The 17,870-nt window shown below is 67.8% G+C and carries 19 protein-coding genes; 6 read left to right on the top strand and 13 right to left on the bottom strand.

What is annotated here, in order from left to right; all coding sequences use genetic code 11:
* Positions 1–2: 2 nt before the first annotated feature.
* From AC5P57_RS17785 to AC5P57_RS17775, 3 genes are all read right to left on the bottom strand, one after another.
* Positions 3–1,160: an ABC transporter permease gene (locus AC5P57_RS17785; RefSeq protein ID WP_099551500.1), complete on the bottom strand. Its 1,158-nt coding sequence runs from the start codon at positions 1,158–1,160 to the stop codon at positions 3–5.
* 14 nt (positions 1,161–1,174) lie between these two features.
* On the bottom strand, positions 1,175–1,864 hold the full coding sequence (locus AC5P57_RS17780) for an ABC transporter ATP-binding protein (protein WP_099551499.1): 690 nt from the start codon (positions 1,862–1,864) through the stop codon (positions 1,175–1,177).
* Between the two features lie 102 nt (positions 1,865–1,966).
* Positions 1,967–3,214: an efflux RND transporter periplasmic adaptor subunit gene (locus AC5P57_RS17775; RefSeq protein ID WP_099551498.1), complete on the bottom strand. Its 1,248-nt coding sequence runs from the start codon at positions 3,212–3,214 to the stop codon at positions 1,967–1,969.
* A 202-nt stretch (positions 3,215–3,416) separates the two neighbouring features.
* Between AC5P57_RS17775 and AC5P57_RS17770 the strand changes: the two genes are divergently transcribed.
* The 4 genes from AC5P57_RS17770 to AC5P57_RS17755 are packed head-to-tail and all read left to right on the top strand — an operon-like array spanning position 3,417 to position 6,921.
* Entirely contained in the window at positions 3,417–4,313 is an 897-nt protein-coding gene (locus AC5P57_RS17770; RefSeq protein WP_099551497.1) for an ABC transporter ATP-binding protein, read from the top strand.
* Positions 4,310–5,092: an ABC transporter permease gene (locus AC5P57_RS17765; RefSeq protein WP_099551496.1), complete on the top strand. Its 783-nt coding sequence runs from the start codon at positions 4,310–4,312 to the stop codon at positions 5,090–5,092. Before AC5P57_RS17770 ends, AC5P57_RS17765 begins: the two co-directional genes overlap by 4 nt.
* Before the next feature lie 6 nt (positions 5,093–5,098).
* Positions 5,099–6,322: a sensor histidine kinase gene (locus tag AC5P57_RS17760; protein WP_262235799.1), complete on the top strand. Its 1,224-nt coding sequence runs from the start codon at positions 5,099–5,101 to the stop codon at positions 6,320–6,322.
* Entirely contained in the window at positions 6,319–6,921 is a 603-nt protein-coding gene (locus AC5P57_RS17755) for a response regulator transcription factor (protein ID WP_099551494.1), read from the top strand. The genes AC5P57_RS17760 and AC5P57_RS17755 overlap by 4 nt, the downstream gene beginning before the upstream one ends.
* Before the next feature lie 342 nt (positions 6,922–7,263).
* Here AC5P57_RS17755 and AC5P57_RS17750 read toward each other — a convergent pair whose 3' ends face one another.
* The 9 genes from AC5P57_RS17750 to AC5P57_RS17710 form a co-directional block, all read right to left on the bottom strand.
* Positions 7,264–7,800, bottom strand: a complete 537-nt coding sequence (locus AC5P57_RS17750) for a cytochrome b (protein WP_262235798.1) — start codon at positions 7,798–7,800, stop codon at positions 7,264–7,266.
* Positions 7,797–8,900 (bottom strand): catalase family peroxidase, encoded by a 1,104-nt coding sequence (locus tag AC5P57_RS17745; RefSeq protein ID WP_262235797.1) that lies wholly within the window; start codon positions 8,898–8,900, stop codon positions 7,797–7,799. The genes AC5P57_RS17750 and AC5P57_RS17745 overlap by 4 nt, the downstream gene beginning before the upstream one ends.
* A gap of 143 nt (positions 8,901–9,043) precedes the next feature.
* On the bottom strand, positions 9,044–10,411 hold the full coding sequence (locus tag AC5P57_RS17740; protein WP_099551491.1) for a leucyl aminopeptidase family protein: 1,368 nt from the start codon (positions 10,409–10,411) through the stop codon (positions 9,044–9,046).
* A 3-nt stretch (positions 10,412–10,414) separates the two neighbouring features.
* Positions 10,415–11,134 (bottom strand): HAD family hydrolase, encoded by a 720-nt coding sequence (locus AC5P57_RS17735; protein ID WP_099551490.1) that lies wholly within the window; start codon positions 11,132–11,134, stop codon positions 10,415–10,417.
* A gap of 139 nt (positions 11,135–11,273) precedes the next feature.
* Complete coding sequence (locus tag AC5P57_RS17730; RefSeq protein WP_099551489.1) at positions 11,274–12,383, bottom strand: AI-2E family transporter; 1,110 nt, start codon at positions 12,381–12,383, stop codon at positions 11,274–11,276.
* Positions 12,384–12,449: 66 nt separating this feature from the next.
* Positions 12,450–12,905, bottom strand: a complete 456-nt coding sequence (locus AC5P57_RS17725) for a protein sip-5 (RefSeq protein ID WP_099551488.1) — start codon at positions 12,903–12,905, stop codon at positions 12,450–12,452.
* Complete coding sequence (locus AC5P57_RS17720) at positions 12,902–13,372, bottom strand: phage holin family protein (protein ID WP_099498329.1); 471 nt, start codon at positions 13,370–13,372, stop codon at positions 12,902–12,904. Before AC5P57_RS17720 ends, AC5P57_RS17725 begins: the two co-directional genes overlap by 4 nt.
* Before the next feature lie 8 nt (positions 13,373–13,380).
* Positions 13,381–13,746: a hypothetical protein gene (locus tag AC5P57_RS17715; protein ID WP_099551487.1), complete on the bottom strand. Its 366-nt coding sequence runs from the start codon at positions 13,744–13,746 to the stop codon at positions 13,381–13,383.
* A 101-nt stretch (positions 13,747–13,847) separates the two neighbouring features.
* Positions 13,848–15,281 carry a Do family serine endopeptidase gene (locus AC5P57_RS17710; RefSeq protein ID WP_099551486.1) on the bottom strand — a complete coding sequence of 478 codons (1,434 nt, stop codon included), beginning with the start codon at positions 15,279–15,281 and terminating at the stop codon, positions 13,848–13,850.
* Between the two features lie 490 nt (positions 15,282–15,771).
* On the opposite strand from AC5P57_RS17710, the gene AC5P57_RS17705 reads away from it, so the two are divergent.
* Both AC5P57_RS17705 and AC5P57_RS17700 read left to right on the top strand, forming a co-directional pair.
* Positions 15,772–16,632 carry a histone gene (locus tag AC5P57_RS17705; protein ID WP_262235795.1) on the top strand — a complete coding sequence of 287 codons (861 nt, stop codon included), beginning with the start codon at positions 15,772–15,774 and terminating at the stop codon, positions 16,630–16,632.
* A gap of 108 nt (positions 16,633–16,740) precedes the next feature.
* Positions 16,741–17,427, top strand: a complete 687-nt coding sequence (locus tag AC5P57_RS17700; protein ID WP_099551484.1) for a hypothetical protein — start codon at positions 16,741–16,743, stop codon at positions 17,425–17,427.
* A gap of 15 nt (positions 17,428–17,442) precedes the next feature.
* Here AC5P57_RS17700 and AC5P57_RS17695 read toward each other — a convergent pair whose 3' ends face one another.
* The gene (locus tag AC5P57_RS17695; protein WP_099551483.1) at positions 17,443–17,802 is read right to left on the bottom strand and encodes a DUF1428 domain-containing protein; all 360 of its coding nucleotides are present in this window, start codon (positions 17,800–17,802) and stop codon (positions 17,443–17,445) included.
* Positions 17,803–17,870: the final 68 nt, after the last annotated feature.

Here is a 17,870-nt window from a genome sequence, read left to right as displayed (position 1 = left end):
CCTCAGCGGCCGGCCAGTGCGTCGACGATCTTCAGGCGCTTGGCACGCAGCGCCGGCAGCAGGCCGACGATGATGCCGATCACCACGATCAGGCCCAGCCCCATCAGCCAGGTTGGCGTCGGCACGTGCGGTGGCAGCATGCCCATGCTCTTCGGTCCGATCGCTGGCAGGATCAGCGCGGCCAGGCCCATGCCGATCAGGCCGCCCAGGCCGATCAGCAGCACCGACTCCACCATCACCAGGGTCAGCACGGTGCTGTCCTTGAAGCCCAGCGTCTTCAGCGTGGCCAGCTCCGGCACGCGCTCGCGCACGGCTTGGGCCATGGTGTTGCCGGTCAACAGCAGCAGGGTGAAGAACACCGCACCCATGATTGAAGTGACGATCATGCCGATGTCGGCGAACTGCTTGACGAAGGCCTGCTGGAACGCCGACTCGGTCTGGGTCTTGGTCTCGTGGTCGGAGTTGGCCGAGATGGCATCGATGGCCTGCGCCACCCGCGAGGAATGATCCGGATTGTCCAGCGTCACCGTGTACCAGCTCACCTGGTTCTTGATGTAGTCGTTGGACTCATCGAAGTACTTCCAGTTCATCATCAACTGGCGTTCTTCGTTGGAAGCCTGTGCCGGATCCCTGGAACGATAGATGCCCTTGAGCACCAGTGGCCAGTCGTTGCTGCCGCCGCGCGGGAAAATCGTGGCCTGCAGCGGGATGGTGTCGCCGATCTTCCAGCCGAACTGCTTGGCCAGGGTCTCGCCGACGATGGCGCCGGTGCGGGTCTGCTTCCAGTCTTCCAGCTGCGCCGGATCGATCTGCAGCTCGCGGTAGACATCGAAGTAGTTGGGCGACACCGAGAAGTTCGGGAAGAAGTTCTTCGGGTCCTGGTAGATGCCACCGAACCACATGCCATAGGCCACGTCACGCACGCCCGTCACCTGCCGCACCTGCGCTTCCAGGCGGATCGGCAGGGATTGGGTGATCGACAGCCGCGAAGCGACCACCAGGCGGTTGGCGCCTTCCACGCTGCCACCGGAGGTGAACGCCACACGCACCGAGTCGAGCATGCCGAACAGCAGGAACGCGGCCACCACCGACAGCAGGGTCAGCAGGGTGCGCGTGCGGCTGCGGAACAGCTGCGCCCACACCAATGAGAAGTATTTCATCGCCGTGGCCTCCGTTAGTGGGCCAGCGGCGCGTCGGCCAGCTCGCCCTTGTCCAGGTGCACCGTGTGCGTGGCGTACTCGGCGGCCTTCGGGTCATGGGTGACCATGATGATGGTCTTGCCGTGTTCGCGGTTGAGCTGCTGCAGCAGGCCCAGGATCTCCTCGGCGGACTGGCGGTCGAGGTCGCCGGTGGGTTCGTCGCAGATCAGGAAGGTCGGGTCGGAGACGATCGCGCGGGCGATCGCCACGCGCTGCTGCTGGCCGCCGGACAGTTCATTCGGGCGATGGCTGCGACGGTCGGCCAGGCCGACCAGGGTCAACGCGATTTCCGCATTGCGGCGGCGCTGCGCGGCACTGAGATGGGTCAGCAGCAGCGGCAGCTCGACGTTCTTCTGCGCGGTCAGCATCGGCATCAGGTTGTAGAACTGGAACACGAAGCCGACGTGGTGGCTGCGCCAGGTCGACAGCTGGCCGCCGCTCATCTGGTCGATGCGCTCGCCCTCGATGCTGATCTCGCCGCCGCTGGGGTTGTCCAGGCCGCCGATCAGGTTGAGCAGGGTGGTCTTGCCCGAACCGGACGGACCCATCAGCGCGACGAAGTCGCCGCGCGCGATGTCCAGGTCGATGCCGTGCAGTACCTGCACTTTCTCGGGGCCACGCTGGTAGGTCTTGGTGATGTTGCGCAGTGAAACCAGGGTCGACATGGGTGGTTCTCCACGGAAGGCGGGAAACGGGGAAACGCGCCGGCGGTGGCCGCAGGCGTGCGTCGAGCGGTGCTGCCGGCGGCGCCCGTGGGCGCCAGGCCGTTACTGCGCTTGTTTCTGTTGCACCTTGGCGCCATCGCGCAGGGTGTCCGGCGGGTTCACCACCACCGATTCACCTGCGCTCACGCCCTTGAGGATCTGGCGGTCCTTGCCCATCGCCTGGCCGGCCTCGACCATGCGCTGCTGCACGCGGCTCTCGTCGCCCAGCACGAAGGCCACCGAGGCGCCCTCGCGCTGGACCACGGCCCCCCCTGGCACACGCACGCCCTGCGGCTTGGCGGCGGCCTGCGGCTGGGCCTGTTCCAGGAAGCTGACGCGCACGCCCATCTCCGGCACGATGCGCGGGTCTTTCACCTTCAGCGCCACGCGCACCTTCACCGTGGCCTTGCCGCGGTCGGCGGTGGGGATGATGGCGATCACCTCGCCCGGGATCTTCCACTCCGGGTAGGCATTGAGCGTGGCTTCCACCGGCATCTTCGGCTGCACGCGGCCGATGAAGGCCTCGCCAACCTCGACTTCGATCTCCAGCGAATCCATGTCGACGATGGTGCCGATGCCGGTACGGGTGAAGCCACCACCGGCCGACAGCGGCGAAACAATCTCGCCCGGCTGCGCCGCCTTGGCGGTCACCACGCCGGAGAACGGCGCGCGCACGATGTTGTTGTCCACGCCCAGGTCGGCGATGGCCAGCTGATCGTGGGCCACCTTGACGTTGCGCTGTGCAGTGTCCAGCTGTGCGCGCAGGCTGTCGCGCTGGGCCACGGCCTGGTCGTACTGCGAACGCGACACCAGTTGCTGGCCGACCAGCGCCTGCAGGCGGCTGGCTTCGGCGGCGGCCTGCTTCTGCTGTGCCTCCAGCCCGGCCACCTGGCTGCGTGCGGCCTGCAGCTGCGAGGCATACAGGCTGCGCTGCGCATCGGCATCGATCGGGTCCAGGGTGGCCATCACCTGGCCGGCTTCGACCCGCATGCCCTCCTCGATCATCACCTCGCGCACCTTGCCGGTGATCTTGGCCGACACCGTGGCCATGCGCCGGGCGACCACGTAGCCGCTGGCATCAAGCACCGAACTGCTGGCGCTGCCCTGCTGGATGGCCACCGCGGGTGCGGTTTCCACCTCCACGGCCGGGGTGCGGCCGAACAGCGCGAAGGCGCCGGCGGCCAGCAGCACGGCAATCACGACAATCGTGATCCACAGCCAGCGGCGACCACCGCCATTGCCACCGGAGGCGGGCGGCGGCGACTTGCGGTCGATACGGAGTTCCTTCAACAGCTCGGCAGAAGCGTTCATTCGTTCCATCACAGGCGTTCGGGCGGGTGTGGCCGGAAGAGCGGACGGCGGCGGTTCCGGCGGTGGAGCGTGCGGCACAGCATGAAGGCAGGCACAGCGATGACGGCAGTGACAGCTGTCATCCGATGACACTGACGGCGGCAACTGCGAAATGTGACCACGGCGGCACAGGATGGCAACGTCCCCGCTACCGGTACCGCCCATGGATCCGATCGCCCCGTCGCTGGCCCGCCTACAGCAGGTGCAGGTGCGCTATCGCGACCATACCGCCCTGCATGGCATCGACCTGCAGGTCCGCGCTGGCCAGGTGCTGGCATTGCTGGGCCGCAACGGTGCCGGCAAGAGTACCGCGATCAGCGTGCTGTTGGGCCTGCGCCGCGCCGACGCCGGCCAGGTCGAGCTGCTCGGTGGCGACCCGCAGCAGCGCGCCAGCCGCCTCGGCCTGGGCGTGATGCTGCAGAGCACCAGCCTGCCACCGATGCTGCAGGTGGACGAACTGGTGGCGCAGGCCAGCGCCTGCTACCCCGACCCGATGCCATTGCAGGAAGTGCTGCAGCGCGCTGGCCTGCAGGCGCTCTCTCGCCGCCGCTACGGCCAGCTGTCCGGTGGCCAGCAGCGCGCCGTGCAGTTCGCCATCGCCCTGTGTGGCCGCCCACGCGTGCTGTTCCTGGACGAGCCCACCACCGGCCTGGACATCCAGGCGCGGCAGACGATGTGGCAGGCGATCCGGCAGCTGGTGGCCGAAGGCTGCGGCGTGCTGCTGACCACTCACTATCTGGAGGAAGCCGAAGCGCTGGCGCAGCAGGTGGTTGTGCTGGAGAAGGGCCGGGTGCTGGCCGATGCACCCTTGAGCGAGCTGCGCCTGGCCGATCGGCCGCGCCGCATCCGCTGCCGCAGCGTGCTGCCTGCCGAAGACGTACAGCAGTGGCCGGGCGTGCAGCAGGCGCAGCGTGACGGCGAGCATCTGCAGCTGCTGGCAAGCCCGGCCGAGCCGGTGGTGGCGCGTCTGCTGGCCGCCGATGCACTGCTGCGTGAGCTGGAAGTACAGGGCGCGGCACTGGCCGACGCCTTCCTTGACCTGACCCAGGAGGCCGCATGAACACCCTGACCCCGACCGCTGTCGCTGCGCGCCCGGTCTCAAGCTGGCGTCGAGCGCTGCGCCCGTACCGAGCCGAACTGCAGGCCGAGCTGCGCCGCGCCTGGCGTACACCCGCCTTCGCGGTGCCTTCGCTGCTGTTCCCGGTGCTGTTCTACCTGTTGTTCGGCGTGCTGTTGGGCCGTGGCCATGCACCGCTCTACCTGCTGGCCACCTACTGCGTGTTCGGTGCGATGGCACCGGCCCTGTTCGGCTTCGGCGTGCAGCTGGCGCTGGACCGTGAAGGCGGGCTGCTTACGCTCAAGCGGGCGCTGCCGATGCCGCCGGCGGCACCGCTGCTGGCACGACTGGCGATGGCGGTGTTGTTCGCGCTGCTGGTGGCCGCTCTGTTGATCGGCGTGGCGCGCGCGCTGGGAGGCGTGCAGCTTCAGGCAGTGCAGATGCTGCAGCTGCTGGCGGTGGCGGGGCTGGCCGCGCTGCCGCTGGGCGCGATCGGCCTGCTGATCGGCAGCCATGTCAGTGCCAGTGCAGCACCGGCGATGGTCAACCTGGTCTACCTGCCGCTGGCGTTGCTGTCGGGTCTGTGGCTGCCGCTGTCGGCGTTGCCCAAGGTGTTTTCGATGATGGCACCGCTGTGGCCGACCTGGCACCTGGCGCAACTGGCGCTGCCGGTGGTCGGGCTGCCGTCGGTGGGCAGTCCTGCCGGTCATCTGCTGGTACTGCTGGCGGTCACCCTCGTGGCGTTGCTGCTGGCCCGCCGCCGCCTGCGCCGGATCGGCTGAACTGGCATGATCGGCAGCGATCGTCCCCGCCTGGATCCTCCCGTGCCGCCGAGCTGGCTTGCCTCCCTGCTGCGCCCTGCACCGGATTCCGCCGTGGCCGACAACCTGCGCCGCGGCAAGCCGGCCTGGGCCGATGCCATCCACCTGCTGTGGACCGTGTGGGTGTTCATGACGCCGTTGTTCGCCGGCGGCTACACGCTGCGCTGGCTGGTGTTCACCCTGGCCAGCTATCCGCTGTTCCTGCTGCTGTACGCGCGCCTGCTGTTGTCACCGCGCCACCATGCGCCACGTTACGCACTGGCGATGACCGCGCTGGCGATCGTGCTGGTGCCCTGGTACCCGTCGGGCATCAGCTACTTCATCTTCGGCTGCGTGATGCTGCGGGTCTGCGGGCGTGGCAGCTGGTGGCGCTACCTGCTGCAGCTGGCCGTGCTCAACGCGGCCTTCTACCTGGTGGCCCATCTGGCGCACTATCCGTGGCAGAGCCTGGTCTGGGTGCCGGCGGTCTCGTTCATCATCGGCATGGTGGTGAACGTGGAGGCCGTGAACAAGGAGAAGGATGCCGCGCTGCAGCTGTCGCAGGAGGAGGTGCGGCGGCTGGCGACCACCGCCGAGCGTGAGCGCATCGGCCGCGACCTGCACGACCTGTTGGGCCACACCCTGTCGCTGATCACCTTGAAGCTGGAACTGGCACGCAAGCTGCACGACCGAGGCGATGCCCGTGCGCGGCAGGAGATCGGCGAGGCCGAGGATATCGCCCGCGAAGCGCTGGCCCAGGTGCGCAGCGCGGTCACCGGTATCCGCGCCAGTGACCTGGCCGGTGAACTGGCCTCGGCACGGCTGCTGCTGGAGTGCCAGCAGGTGCACCTGCAGTACGCACCTCCACCGCCGATGCCGGTGGACGTCGAACGCGGCCTGGCGCTGGTGCTGCGCGAAGCGGCCACCAACATCGTGCGTCATGCGCAGGCGACCCAGGCGCAGGTCGAGTTCATGCAGGAAGGACGAATGCTGGCGATGCAGATCCGCGACGACGGTCGTGGCGGCGTAGAGGCCGAGGGCAATGGCCTGTGTGGCATGCGTGAGCGTGTGGCGGCACTGGGTGGGCAGTTGGCGGTGCAATCGGTACGGGGCGACGGCACGGTGCTGACCGTGCGTGTGCCTTTGGCCGCGGCGACCACACCGCTGCCATCGGCTGCACCGCCGTCGCTGGCGCAGGACGGTGCCGCATGATCCGCATCCTGCTGGCCGAAGACCAGGCGATGGTGCGCGGCGCGCTGTCGGCCTTGCTGGGGCTGGAACCGGATATCGACGTGCTCGGCAGTGCTGCCGACGGCGAGGCTGCCTGGCGCATGCTGCAGCAGCTGCAGCCGGACATCCTGGTGACCGACATCGAGATGCCGGGCCTGTCCGGGCTGGAGCTGGCCCAGCGTATTGCCCGCCATGAACTGCCGATCAAGGTGGTGATCGTGACCACCTTCGCCCGCGCCGGTTTCCTGCGCCGTGCGCTGGAAGCGGGCGTGCTGGGCTACCTGTTGAAGGATGCACCGGCGGAGAACCTGGCCGATGCACTACGCAAGGTGAAGCAGGGCATCCGCGCGATCGACCCGCAGCTGGCGCTGGACGCCTGGTCGCAGGCCGATCCATTGACCGATCGCGAACGACGCGTGCTGCGGCTGGCAGGCGAGGGCCGCACCGCCAGCGAGATCGCCGAACAGCTGGGGCTGTCGCACGGCACGGTACGCAACTACCTGTCCGAGTGCATCGGCAAGCTGGGCGTGGCCAACCGGATCGAGGCGTATCGGATGGCGCGGCAGAAGGGGTGGTTGTAGGGGCGGCCTGCTGTTCCCGGTGATGTCGTTTCCGCGACCGCGGGTGGGTGTCACTTTCTTTGCTCGTGCAAAGAAAGTAACCAAAGAAACACGCCGCCAGAGCGCGAGCCGTCGCTGCGCGCCGGTTCCCTGCGCTTCTCGGTGAATCAGGGGACGGCGCCGGACTCGCTGCGCTCAGACATCGGCGCCTCTGCGCCCCTGATTCCCCTGCGATGCTCGGCTCGCTCAAGGCGGACCCAACGTCAAAGGCAAAAGCTGCACCCAGTAGATCCACGCCACGCGTGGATGCTCTTGTTGTTGATCTTGACCTTCCAGTTCGCCGGGAACACCCGGCGAACCCGATCAATCCTTCCCGCGCGCCATCGCCTGGAACACGCCATCGCGGCGCACCCACAAATGGAACAGCGCCGCACCCACGTGCATCAGCACTGTGGCGAACAGCACATACGCCAGCAGGCTGTGCGCATTTCGCAACGCGGCGTACAGCGCCGGGGTGTGCGGCACGATCGGCGGCAGGTGCAGGCCGCCCCACAGCACGATCGGGTAGCCGCCAGCCGACAGCATCGCCCAGCCGATCAGCGGCATCGCCAGCATCAGCGCATACAGCATCCAGTGCGAGGCTCTGGCCGCCATCGCCTGCCAGACCGGCAGGTCGGCCGGCAACGGTGGGGGGCGGTGCCGCAGGCGGTTGTACAGGCGCAGCAGCACCAGCAGCAGGATCGCGATGCCCAGTGGACGGTGCAGGTCGATCAGCATCGGCCGCAGGTGCAGCGAGGCGACCATGGTCACGCCGATGAACAGCATGGCGATGATCATCAGCGCCATGGACCAGTGCAGCACCCGCGCCAGCAGGTTGAAGTGGCCGTTGTGGGTGTTCATCGCGCGGCCTCCTTCGGTTGCTCGACATTGCCGCTGGCACGCTCGCGCTCGCGGCGGTTGAACGACTGCGAGTACACCGCCGAGCGGGCCGCCAGGATCGGATCGTCACTGCCGCGCACGCCACTGGGCAGGATCAGTGGATCGAAGTTGATCTGGCCGCAGGCACCCTGTTCCTGCGACTGCATGCGGTCCAGGCTGAGCACGCCGGCCACCACCTGGTCACGCGACGCGGGCCACGGTACCGACGGATCATCGATGGCATCGCCGGGTTCGGCGGTGGTCACGATCAGGTTCCAGCGCACCGGGCCGCTGGCCAGGCGCTGCTGCAGTTCCTGGCTGAGGAAATCGACGCTGGCCTTCTTGCGGGTTTCCGCATCCATCTCCACCACTGGCGCCTGTGGCTGCCAGCGCCAGCGCACCGCGCGCTTCTGGCCCTGCGCATTGGTGAACCAGAAGCTGTTGACGCTGTTGAAGGTGGTGTCGGCCCAACTGCTGGTCCATGGCGCCGTCTTGGCCCACTGCTGGAACGCCTGCGCACTGGGGTACTTCGCCAGCACTGCCGCCATCTTCTGCGAGTCCGGCTTGCCGGTGGCTGGATCGGGAATGGAGGCGCGCGTCTGCTCGTAGAACGCCTCGGCCGTGGGCACCGCGAAGAACGGGAAGCTGTTCATCGCCATGCGCCATTCCTGGCCATCATCACTGACCATCTGCACCGCGAGGCTGCGGACGCGTGCGGTGTTGTCGGCGCCGTAGGGATCGCCGCCGCCGATCGACAACCGGCCCATTACCGGCACGCGGTGCTGCGAGAACACCCGTGCACTGGACAGGGTGGGGGCCTGCGCACTGGGTTCGAACCAACCGCTTACGCAGATGCCCTTGCTGTGCGCACGGCGGAACCCCGGGTGGGCCGGGCCGGTGGCTTCGATGGTGTCGGTGAAGCGCTGCGCGGTCAGGCGGCCGCCAATCCAGCCGGCCAGCCAGGCGAAGGCCAGCGCGACCGCACCCAGGATAAGTGCGATCAGTGCGATCCAGAGCAGGGGTGAATGCTTGCGTGGTGCGCCCGGCGTCTGGCCGGCGCGGGTGTAGCGGAAGAGCGACATGGTCGGAGTCCTGCCTTCACGGAGCGTGTGGGTGGTCGACCCACACATCCTCGCAGAACCCGGCCGCGGCCGAAATTCAATTTTTCGTCAGATTTTCCGGCCCCATCGGGGCGGGCAGCGCCGGGCAGGGCCCGGCGCCTCCCTCAGGCGTAACGCGCCTTCAGCATCGCCCATGCCGAGCGCAGCGCCAGCGCTTCGCCACCGGCCGGGCGGCCCGGGCGTTCACCGTCGTTCCAGGCATACACGTCCAGGTGCGCCCAGCGCTGGCCGTCTTCCAGGAAGCGCTCCAGGTACAGCGCGGCGGTGACCGAGCCGGCCATGCGCGAACCGGCGTTGGCCAGGTCGGCGATGCCGCTGCTCAGGTAGCGCAGGTAGGGGCGCCACAGCGGCATGCGCCAGACCGGGTCGCGGGTTGCATCACCGGCCTGCAGCCACTGCTGGGCGACCGTGTCGTCGTTGCTGAAGAGTGCCGGCAGGTCCGGGCCCAGTGCGATGCGCGCGGCACCGGTGAGGGTGGCGAAGTCCAGCACCAGGTCTGGCTTCTGCTCGCCGGCGAAGGTGAGCGCGTCGCACAGGATCACGCGACCCTCGGCGTCGGTGTTGTCGATCTCCACGCTCAGGCCCTTGCGGGTGGCGATGACCTCGCCCGGGCGGAACGCATCCGGACCGATCGCGTTTTCCACCGCCGGCACCAGCAGGGTCAGGCGCACCGGCAGCCCGCGTGCCATCACCAGGCCGGCCAGGGCCAGTGCGTGTGCCGCACCGCCCATGTCCTTCTTCATGTTGCGCATGCCGTCGGCCGGCTTGATGTCCAGGCCGCCGGTATCGAAGCACACGCCCTTGCCGACCAGCACCAGCGCCGGGTCGGTTTCCTTGCCCCAGCGCAGCACGACCAGGCGCGGCGCACGGTGCGAAGCGCGACCCACGGCGTGGATGGCCGGGAAGTTCTGCTTCAGCAGTTCATCGCCGGTGATCGCTTCGACCTGCGCACCATGTGCTTCGGCCAGTGCGCGCGCGGCGTCTTCCAGCTGCTGCGGACCCATGTCTTCGGTCGGGGTGTTGACCCAATCACGCACGCGCAGGCTGGCGGCGATCAGGTCGGCCACTTCGCCGGACGGTCCTGCCACCAGCTGCGCCGGTGCGCGGTTGCGCTTGCGGTAGCGGTCGAAGCGGTAGCTGCCCAGGCCCCAGCCCAGCTGCAGCAGCGCCAGTTCGGCGGCTGGCAGTTCGTTGGCCAGCTGCCACACGCTGCCTTCCGGCAGCGCGTGCGGCGCATGCGCATAGCTGTAGGCATCGCCACGATCACCCACGCCCATCACCGCACCGGCCAGGCCATCGGCGCCGGGCAGCAGCGCCACGCTGTGTGCGCCGGCGTTGAAGCCCTGCGATGCCAGCCACGCCTGCGTGGCAGCCGGCTGGCTGTCCTTCCAGGCGGCGAACTGCTCGCGGTCCAGCACGTACAACGGCAGCGCCGCGGCGGTGTCGGCGGTGAAACCAGTGATCTCGCTCATGCGTCAGATACTCCGGGGTGCGGCGGCGTCGAGGTTGGCGTCCAACCAGTCGGCCAGGCCGGTAAGGGTGTCGAACTGCAGGTCCGGCTGCAGCTGCGGATGGGTCCAGGTGGCTGCGTCGCGGTTGATCCAGCAGCCGCGCAGGCCGGCAGCGATCGCCCCGGCCACGTCCATGTCGGCATGGTCGCCGACGTGCAGTACCTGTGCCGGTGCCACGCCCAGGCGGGTGCACGCGGCATGGAAGATGCTGGCTTCGGGCTTGGCCGCGCCGTGTTCGCGCGAACCCAGCTGGAAGGCGAAATGATGGGCCAGGCCGATCCGCTCCAGGTCGGCGTTGCCGTTGCTCAGCGCCGCCACCGGTACCCGTGCGGCAATGCGCGCCAGCGCATCGATCGCATCGGGATAGCACTCCACCTGGTTGCGCGCGGCGTAGAACACTTCATACGCCGGTTCCAGCAGGTCGAGGCTGGCACCACTGTTGTGCAGTGCTTCGTGCAGGGTCAGCCGGCGCAGCGCGCTCAGGTCGTGGTGGAGGTGCGGATGGGCGTGGTACAGCCGTTCGCGCAGTTCGCGCATCGCCTCCACCGGATACATCGCGGCGGTAGCGGGGCTGTGTTCGCACATCCACGCGTGCAGGACCTGTTCGATGCGGGCGCCGATCGGAGCGAACGGCCACAGCGTGTCGTCAAGGTCGAGGGTGATGGCTTGGACGGGGAAATTCACCCCGCCATTCTACCCCTGCCCGCGCGGGCTTTCATGCGGCGCGGCGGACGGGGCAGCCAGGGCCGGGTCAGCGCAGGTCGTCTGCCAGTTATGCCCTTGCTCCTGCTCGTGTGGCCGCGTTACTTGTCTTCAGGCTGGCTCATTCCAGCAGCCGTGCCCAGCCCTGCATGCCGTCCAGCCGCGCCAGCACCAGCTTGATGCAGACCAGCAGGGGTACTGCCAGCAGCAGGCCGATCATGCCCCAGGCCCAGCCGAACACCATCAGTGCCAGGATCAGCACCAGCGGCGACAGCTTCATGCGCCGGCCCAGCACGATCGGGGTCACCATCTGTCCTTCCAGGGTATGCAGGGCAAGATAGGCGGCGGCTGGCAGCAGCGCCTGCAGCGGGTCGCGGAATTCAACGAAGCCCATCAGCAGCATCAGTGCCACGCCGATCAGCGGGCCGACATACGGGGCGAAATTCAGCAACGCCGCTACCGTGCCCCACAGCAGTGCCTCCTGCAGGCCGATGCCGAACAGCATCAGCACGCCAGCGAACACCAACCCGACCAGCGTATTGATCACGCTGATGGTCAGCACATAGCGCGAGACCTCGCGCTCGATCGAACGCAGGATGTCACTGGTGAAGCGCTGCTGCTGGCGGTTGGGGAACAGGGCGATGGCCGCGCGCTGCAGGCTCTGCCCATAGATCATGAAGAACAGCGTGAGCAGCACCACCGCCAGCACCGAGGCAGCCAGCCGCGGCGCGCGGGTCAGCATGCGATACGGATCGTCCAGCTGGGTGCGGATCACCTGCACCTTGTGGTTGCTGTCACCACCGGCCACACGGGCGAAGTTTTCAGCCGCCTGGTTCGCCTGCTGCACCGGCTTGGTCAGGTCCTGCACCTGGCGGGCCACCTTGCGCAGCTGTTGCGGGGCTTCCTGTGCCCATTCCATCGCTGGGCCGATCAGCTGCACGGCCAGCGAACCGGTCACACCCAGGCCGGCGCCGAGGATCAGCAGCGCACCCAGTGCACGCGGAATCCACAGTTTCTGCAGCAGGCGCAGGATCGGATTGCCGACCAGCGCGAAGAACATCGCCAGCAGCACCGGCAGGATGATGTCCTGCGCCGCCCATAGCGTGTAGCCCACTGCCAGGGTCGCCAGCACCACCAGCGACATCGGCCCGCGCGGGCGCGACGGCGGGGGCAGCGGTGCTTCGGGTTGCCCGGGGTCGGCCGGTGACGGGGACAGGAGGGACTCGCTCATCGACGCATCAATCGGAAAGGGGAGCGCATTATCCGCCGGCCACGATGGCGCGGCGGATTACATGCATCAACGTTCGGACAGCTCGGTGGCCGCTTCGGCCGGCCGCGGTTCGCGCAGTTCCGGTTCGGACACGGGGCGCGCTGCCGGCGCAGCTCGCTCGGCGGTCGCCGACGTTGCCGCCTGTGCCTGTTCGCTGGCCTCGTCAGCTTCCTCGGCCGCATCGTCGGCAGTGGCCGCGGCCTGCGCCGCCATCGCCGTGGCGAACGCGGCCTGTGCACTGGCGAACAGGTTCGAGACCGAACCGACCATCTGCAGCCAGCGGGCACCGTTGACCTTGCCCGGCACTTCCAGCTTGCCGGCGATGAAGCCACCGGCCAGGCCGACCACCACGATGCGCAGCGGCGACCAACCCTGTCGCCAGACCTGGCTGAGCGTGGACCAGTGGTCCTGGGTCTCGCCCAGGCGCACGGTCACCACCTGTTCGCAGCGCTTTACCCGCCGCTGCAACGCGCCGAACTTCATGGCTTGCCCTCGGGCAGCTGCACGCCGGCATCGGGGTCGTCTTCGCTGGGTTCGTCAAACAGGCCCAGGCGAGACAGCTGGCGCCGGGTGGCGTGCATGCCGGTGTGGTGGAAGAAGTAGGACACCCGCCAGATCGCATAGCCGGTGACGGCCAGGCTCAGCAGGGAGGTGATCAGCAGGGCCTGCAGCCAACTCAGGCCCCAGCTCTGCAGCAGCGCGATGAGGGTGGCGGCCATCAACAGCCACGCCGAGGCACCAAATACGATCGCCACGCCGGCCCAGGCCAGCGCACGACCGAACGCACTGCGTGCCAGCGCGAAATCGGCCGAGGCCAGCCGGCGCAGTGAACGCACCGTGTGCTTGGCCGAATCGGCAGCGGCACGACCGGCCGCGCCGACCTGGCGGATGCTCTCATCCAGCGGCGGGGTGGCCGCCGGATCAGGCGCTTGCGTGTTGTCTTCGCTCACGCTGCGGCTTACTTGTCGCTGCTGCCGCGGGCCAGCTTGGCGATGATCCAGCCGGCAGCGAAGGCGACGCCGAACGAAGCCAGCGGACGCTCACGGATCAACTCGGCGGCGCTGTCGATCAGATCCTTGCCCTTGTCCATCAACGCGTCGACCTGCTCCTTGGCGGCGGCACCACCAAATTCGGCAGCGGCCAGGCCGGACAGCGCGCTGTCGGACAGTTCCGCCTTGACGTTGGCCTTGCCGATGCGCAGTTCGTCGCTCGCGGCACCGGTTGCGCCCTTGATCGCACCGCCGGCAGCGCTGGCGGCCTGCTTCAGGTGGGAACCGGCTTCACCCAGGTGTTCCTTCAGGTTCTCGGTATTGGTGGGGCTCATCGAATCACTCCTGTTGCGATGGGGGAACGGGTGTCGGCGGTGCCGACCTGGACTGACAGCAATAGCATTGCCGGGGTATAGGGGGTGTTACGGCAGGGCGATCAGCGCATCACGAGCTGGCCCTGCTGCTGGCCATTGTTGCGCAGCACGCGTACCACCAGGGTCGGCGGGCGCTGCTGGAAATTGGCACGCCAGCTGGCCAGGTCGGCGAATTCACCCACGGTGGCGTCGGTGATGATGTCGCCCTGCTGCAGGCCGTTGGTGGCCGCGCGGCTGCCACGCTTGACCTCGCTGACCAGCACGCCGCCGACACCCGACTGCCGCAGCGACTCGGGCAGGTCGACGAAGGTGGCACCGGTCAGCCGTGGGTCCAGGCTCTCGCCGGTGACCGCACGCGCCTGTTCCTTCAGCGTGGCCTTGATCTGCACGGGCTTGCCTTCGCGGCGTACGTCCAGCGTCATCGGGCTGCCGACCGCGGCCAGGCCTTCGACGTTGTGCAGGGCTTCGGCGCTGTCCACGCGTTGGCCGTTGGCCGAGACCACCACGTCGCCCGGCTTCAGACCGGCTGCGGCGGCGGCCGAACCGGCCAGCACACGGGTGATCAGCGCACCACGCGTTTCGCCCAGGCCCAGCCCCTGCGCGATCTGCGCGGTCAGGTTCTGGCTTTCCACGCCCAGCGTGCCGCGTACCACCACGCCGTGCTTGACCAGCTGGTCGACCACGCTGCGCGCCAGGTTCGAGGGAATCGCCAGGCCCAGGCCGATGTTGCCGGCCATGCTGCCCTGCGGGTTGAAGCTGGCCGTGTTGATGCCGACCAGCTGGCCCTGCAGGTCGACCAGCGCGCCACCCGAGTTGCCTGGGTTGATCGACGCGTCGGTCTGGATGAAGTTCTGGTAGCCCAGCCCGCGGATGCCGCTGCGGCCCACCGCCGAGACGATGCCGGACGTGACCGTCTGGCTGAAGCCGAACGGATTGCCGATGGCCACCACGAAGTCGCCCACCCGCAGCTGGTCGCTGTTGCCGAGCTTGATGTCGGTCAGGTTCTGCGCCGGAATGCGGATCAGCGCGATGTCGGTATCGCGGTCCGAACCGAGGAATTCGGCCTTGACCGTGCGCCCATCGGCCAGCGTCACCTGCACGTCGTCGGCGTTGTCGATGACATGGTGGTTGGTCAGCACCAGGCCCTCCTTGGCGTCGATGATGACGCCCGAGCCCAGCGATTCGTTGATGCGCTCCTGCGGGATGTCCGGGAACAGGCGCCGGAAGAACGGGTCGTTGAAGAAGGGGTTGCGCACGCGCACCACCTGCTTGGTATTGACGCTGACCACGGCCGGCATCGCCTTCTCCAGCATGGGCGCCAGTGACGGAACCTGCTGCCCGGCCACTGCGGCTGGCAGTGCCGCCATGGTCGGCACTACCGCTGGAAGTGGCGCGGCATCGGCACGGTTGTCCAGGTGGGCGTTGATGCCGGTGGCAACGAAGCCACCGAAGGCGGCGGCGATTGCGAGCGTGAGCAGGGTAGGTAGCGGTCGCATGGGGGTCGGTTCGCAGGCGGGAATGGGGGCGGTTCGGCTCTACGGTAAAACAAGCTGAATGAGTGTGTCGCGATCTGGATAAATGCGCCATGAAAAACACTTGCGCGAACGGTGGGTCCGGAGCCGGGCACCGGATCCGCGGTGACACCCAGCGAGGTGATCAGGACACCTCTGAAAGCCACCCTTCGCCGCGCGGACACAGTCGGATACTTGCGCAGTTCCGCGCAGGGAGGTGCCGCACTGCGCCACAACGCATGCCTGTCGCTGCACGTGCGCAGGCATGCGCGGCGGCGTCGATCAACCCGGTGGTTGGCGTGGCACAGTCCTTAAAAAAAGGGGTTTCCTGAAAACCCGCCGCACCGACGGGGGTGGTCGACTACACCATCGTCGTCGCAGCAGATGCGATTGCTGGCGCATGCCCCGTTCCACGATCGTCAATGTCGGTATAGCATCGCCCCGTTTTGATACTTAAGGCCCGCAGGAGGGCAACATGAGCAACGGTAATGGTGTGTCGGTCGTGACCGACGCCGTCGAGAACGTCAAAGAAACCGCCACCAACGTTGGCGAGACCATCGCCCACGCTGCCGAAGACGCAGTGAAGTCGGTCAAGAAGACCGTCAAGCGCGCCACCAAGGCTGCCGGTACCCGCGTTGCCAAGGCCAAGAAGGCCGTGGCCAAGGTCGAGAAGACCGTGGCCAAGAAGGCTGAAAAGGCTGCCAAGTCGGTCGGCAAGACCGTTGCCAAGGCCAAGAAGAAGCTGGAAGCCGCCAAGAAGAACGCCAAGGCCGAAGCCGCTGCCCTGAAGAAGGAAGTGGCCAAGAAGAAGGCAGCTGCAGGCAAGGCTGTGACCAAGAAGGCCGCCGCTGCCAAGAAGACCACCAAGGCCGCCACCAAGGCTGCCGGCAAGAAGGTCGCCACCGTGAAGAAGGCCGCTACCAAGAAGGCCGCCGTCGCGAAGAAGACCGTTGCCAAGAAGACCGCGGCCGCCAAGAAGGTTGTCGGCAAGAAGGTCGCCACCGCCAAGAAGGCTGTGGCCAAGAAGACCGTCGCTGCCAAGAAGGTCGCCGGCAAGAAGGCTGTGGCTGCGAAGAAGGTTGTCGGCAAGAAGGTTGCCGCCACCAAGAAGGTCGCCACCAAGAAGACCGCCGCCGCCAAGAAGGTTGTCGGCAAGAAGGCTGCCGTCGCCAAGAAGGCCGTCGGCAAGAAGACCGCCGTTGCCAAGAAGGCAGTTGGCAAGAAGGTTGCCGCCACCCGCAAGACGGTTGCCAAGAAGGCTGCCCCGCTGAAGAAGGTCGCCGCCAAGAAGGCTCCGGCCAAGAAGGCCGTGCGCAAGGTCGCCAAGCGCAAGTAATCGCGCCCTGACCGAAGGCCCTGCCACCCATCGGGTGGTGGGGCCTTTCGCGTTTCCGGGACACGGTCTGGGGCAAGATGCAGATTCTTCCCACCGGAGCCTCCAGGCATGCGTGGTATCGACTTCAGTTCCTGGCAGGGCGTGCTGTCCACCTTGGCCGGCCTGGTCCTGATCACCCTGCTGGGCGTGGGCATCCGCCTGCTTGTCATGCAGACCCTGCAGCAGCGCCGCGAGCGCGAGAACCGGCAGATCAACGAACGGCTGCGCACGCTGATGGCGGCCTACAAGACCCTGGGCGGTTCGTTCACCGGCGAACTGGGGGTGGATCCCAGCCATCGGCGCGACCTGCGCCAGCGCGAAGGGGCCGACGGCATCGCCGAGCCGCGTTCGGACCGCGCGCGCCGCATCCGCGATGCCGTCGAGGCCGCGCTGTCGGACATCCTGCTGCTGGGCACCGACGAACAGGTGCGGCTGGCCACGCGTGCCGCCAACGAGCTGGCACAGGGGCGGCCGGTGCATACCCACGAACTGGTGGTCTCGCTGCGCGACTTCGTGCGCGAGGCGCTGGACCTGGCGCCGATTCCGGCCGACCTGCAGATACCGCCGCAGGGGCCGACCCGGCCTGGTGCCAGCGGTGGCAGCAAGGGCCGCAACGACGGTGACGCCAAGGGCGGTCGTGCGGGTGGTGGTGGGGGTGGCGGAATGGGCGCCGGGATGGGGGGCATGGGCCTCGGCGCCGGCGCCGCTCTGGGCGCCGGCCATGCTGCTGCCAGCGATGAAACGGACGCGCGCTGAGCACGTCCGCCCGGTTCAGCGCGTCAGTTCGTAGATCGGCACGAAGCCGCCGTAGATCATCCGCGCGCCGTCGAACGGCATCGGATTCTTCGTTGGATCAAACCGCGGGTCTTCCATCATCTTCGCCATGCCGGCGTCGCGGGTCGGCTTGTCCGGCCATTCGATCCAGGAGAACACAACCGTCTCATCCGGCGTGGCTTTCACCGCGCCGAAGAAATCGGTGGTCTTGCCGTGCGGTACGTCATCGCCCCAGCACTCGACCACGCGAAGCGCGCCGTACTCGATGAAAACGGGATCACCCGTGCGTGCGTGGGCGAGGAACTTCTCCTTGTTGGCGGTGGGCACCGCCAGGACGAAACCATCGATGTAGCTCATTGCCTGCCTCCGGTTGGACCGCGCCACATGCACGGCCTTCAAGTACCCGACGAACCAGGGCGCCGTGG

The sequence above is a fragment of the Stenotrophomonas sp. YJH_SMC_79 genome (assembly GCF_059367995.1).
This window is presented reverse-complemented; position numbering and strand designations above follow the sequence as displayed.

Bases quoted from the DNA above. Each gene is read 5' to 3' on its own strand.
- AC5P57_RS17760 (WP_262235799.1), top strand. From the start codon at position 5,099: ATGATCGGCAGCGATCGTCCCCGCCTGGATCCTCCCGTGCCGCCGAGC.
- AC5P57_RS17750 (WP_262235798.1), bottom strand. From the start codon at position 7,800: ATGAACACCCACAACGGCCACTTCAACCTGCTGGCGCGGGTGCTGCAC.
- AC5P57_RS17780 (WP_099551499.1), bottom strand. From the start codon at position 1,864: ATGTCGACCCTGGTTTCACTGCGCAACATCACCAAGACCTACCAGCGT.
- AC5P57_RS17765 (WP_099551496.1), top strand. From the start codon at position 4,310: ATGAACACCCTGACCCCGACCGCTGTCGCTGCGCGCCCGGTCTCAAGC.
- AC5P57_RS17705 (WP_262235795.1), top strand. From the start codon at position 15,772: ATGAGCAACGGTAATGGTGTGTCGGTCGTGACCGACGCCGTCGAGAAC.
- AC5P57_RS17755 (WP_099551494.1), top strand. From the start codon at position 6,319: ATGATCCGCATCCTGCTGGCCGAAGACCAGGCGATGGTGCGCGGCGCG.
- AC5P57_RS17730 (WP_099551489.1), bottom strand. From the start codon at position 12,383: ATGAGCGAGTCCCTCCTGTCCCCGTCACCGGCCGACCCCGGGCAACCC.
- AC5P57_RS17695 (WP_099551483.1), bottom strand. From the start codon at position 17,802: ATGAGCTACATCGATGGTTTCGTCCTGGCGGTGCCCACCGCCAACAAG.
- AC5P57_RS17740 (WP_099551491.1), bottom strand. From the start codon at position 10,411: ATGAGCGAGATCACTGGTTTCACCGCCGACACCGCCGCGGCGCTGCCG.
- AC5P57_RS17715 (WP_099551487.1), bottom strand. From the start codon at position 13,746: ATGAGCCCCACCAATACCGAGAACCTGAAGGAACACCTGGGTGAAGCC.
- AC5P57_RS17725 (WP_099551488.1), bottom strand. From the start codon at position 12,905: ATGAAGTTCGGCGCGTTGCAGCGGCGGGTAAAGCGCTGCGAACAGGTG.
- AC5P57_RS17745 (WP_262235797.1), bottom strand. From the start codon at position 8,900: ATGTCGCTCTTCCGCTACACCCGCGCCGGCCAGACGCCGGGCGCACCA.
- AC5P57_RS17785 (WP_099551500.1), bottom strand. From the start codon at position 1,160: ATGAAATACTTCTCATTGGTGTGGGCGCAGCTGTTCCGCAGCCGCACG.
- AC5P57_RS17700 (WP_099551484.1), top strand. From the start codon at position 16,741: ATGCGTGGTATCGACTTCAGTTCCTGGCAGGGCGTGCTGTCCACCTTG.
- AC5P57_RS17710 (WP_099551486.1), bottom strand. From the start codon at position 15,281: ATGCGACCGCTACCTACCCTGCTCACGCTCGCAATCGCCGCCGCCTTC.
- AC5P57_RS17775 (WP_099551498.1), bottom strand. From the start codon at position 3,214: ATGAACGCTTCTGCCGAGCTGTTGAAGGAACTCCGTATCGACCGCAAG.
- AC5P57_RS17770 (WP_099551497.1), top strand. From the start codon at position 3,417: ATGGATCCGATCGCCCCGTCGCTGGCCCGCCTACAGCAGGTGCAGGTG.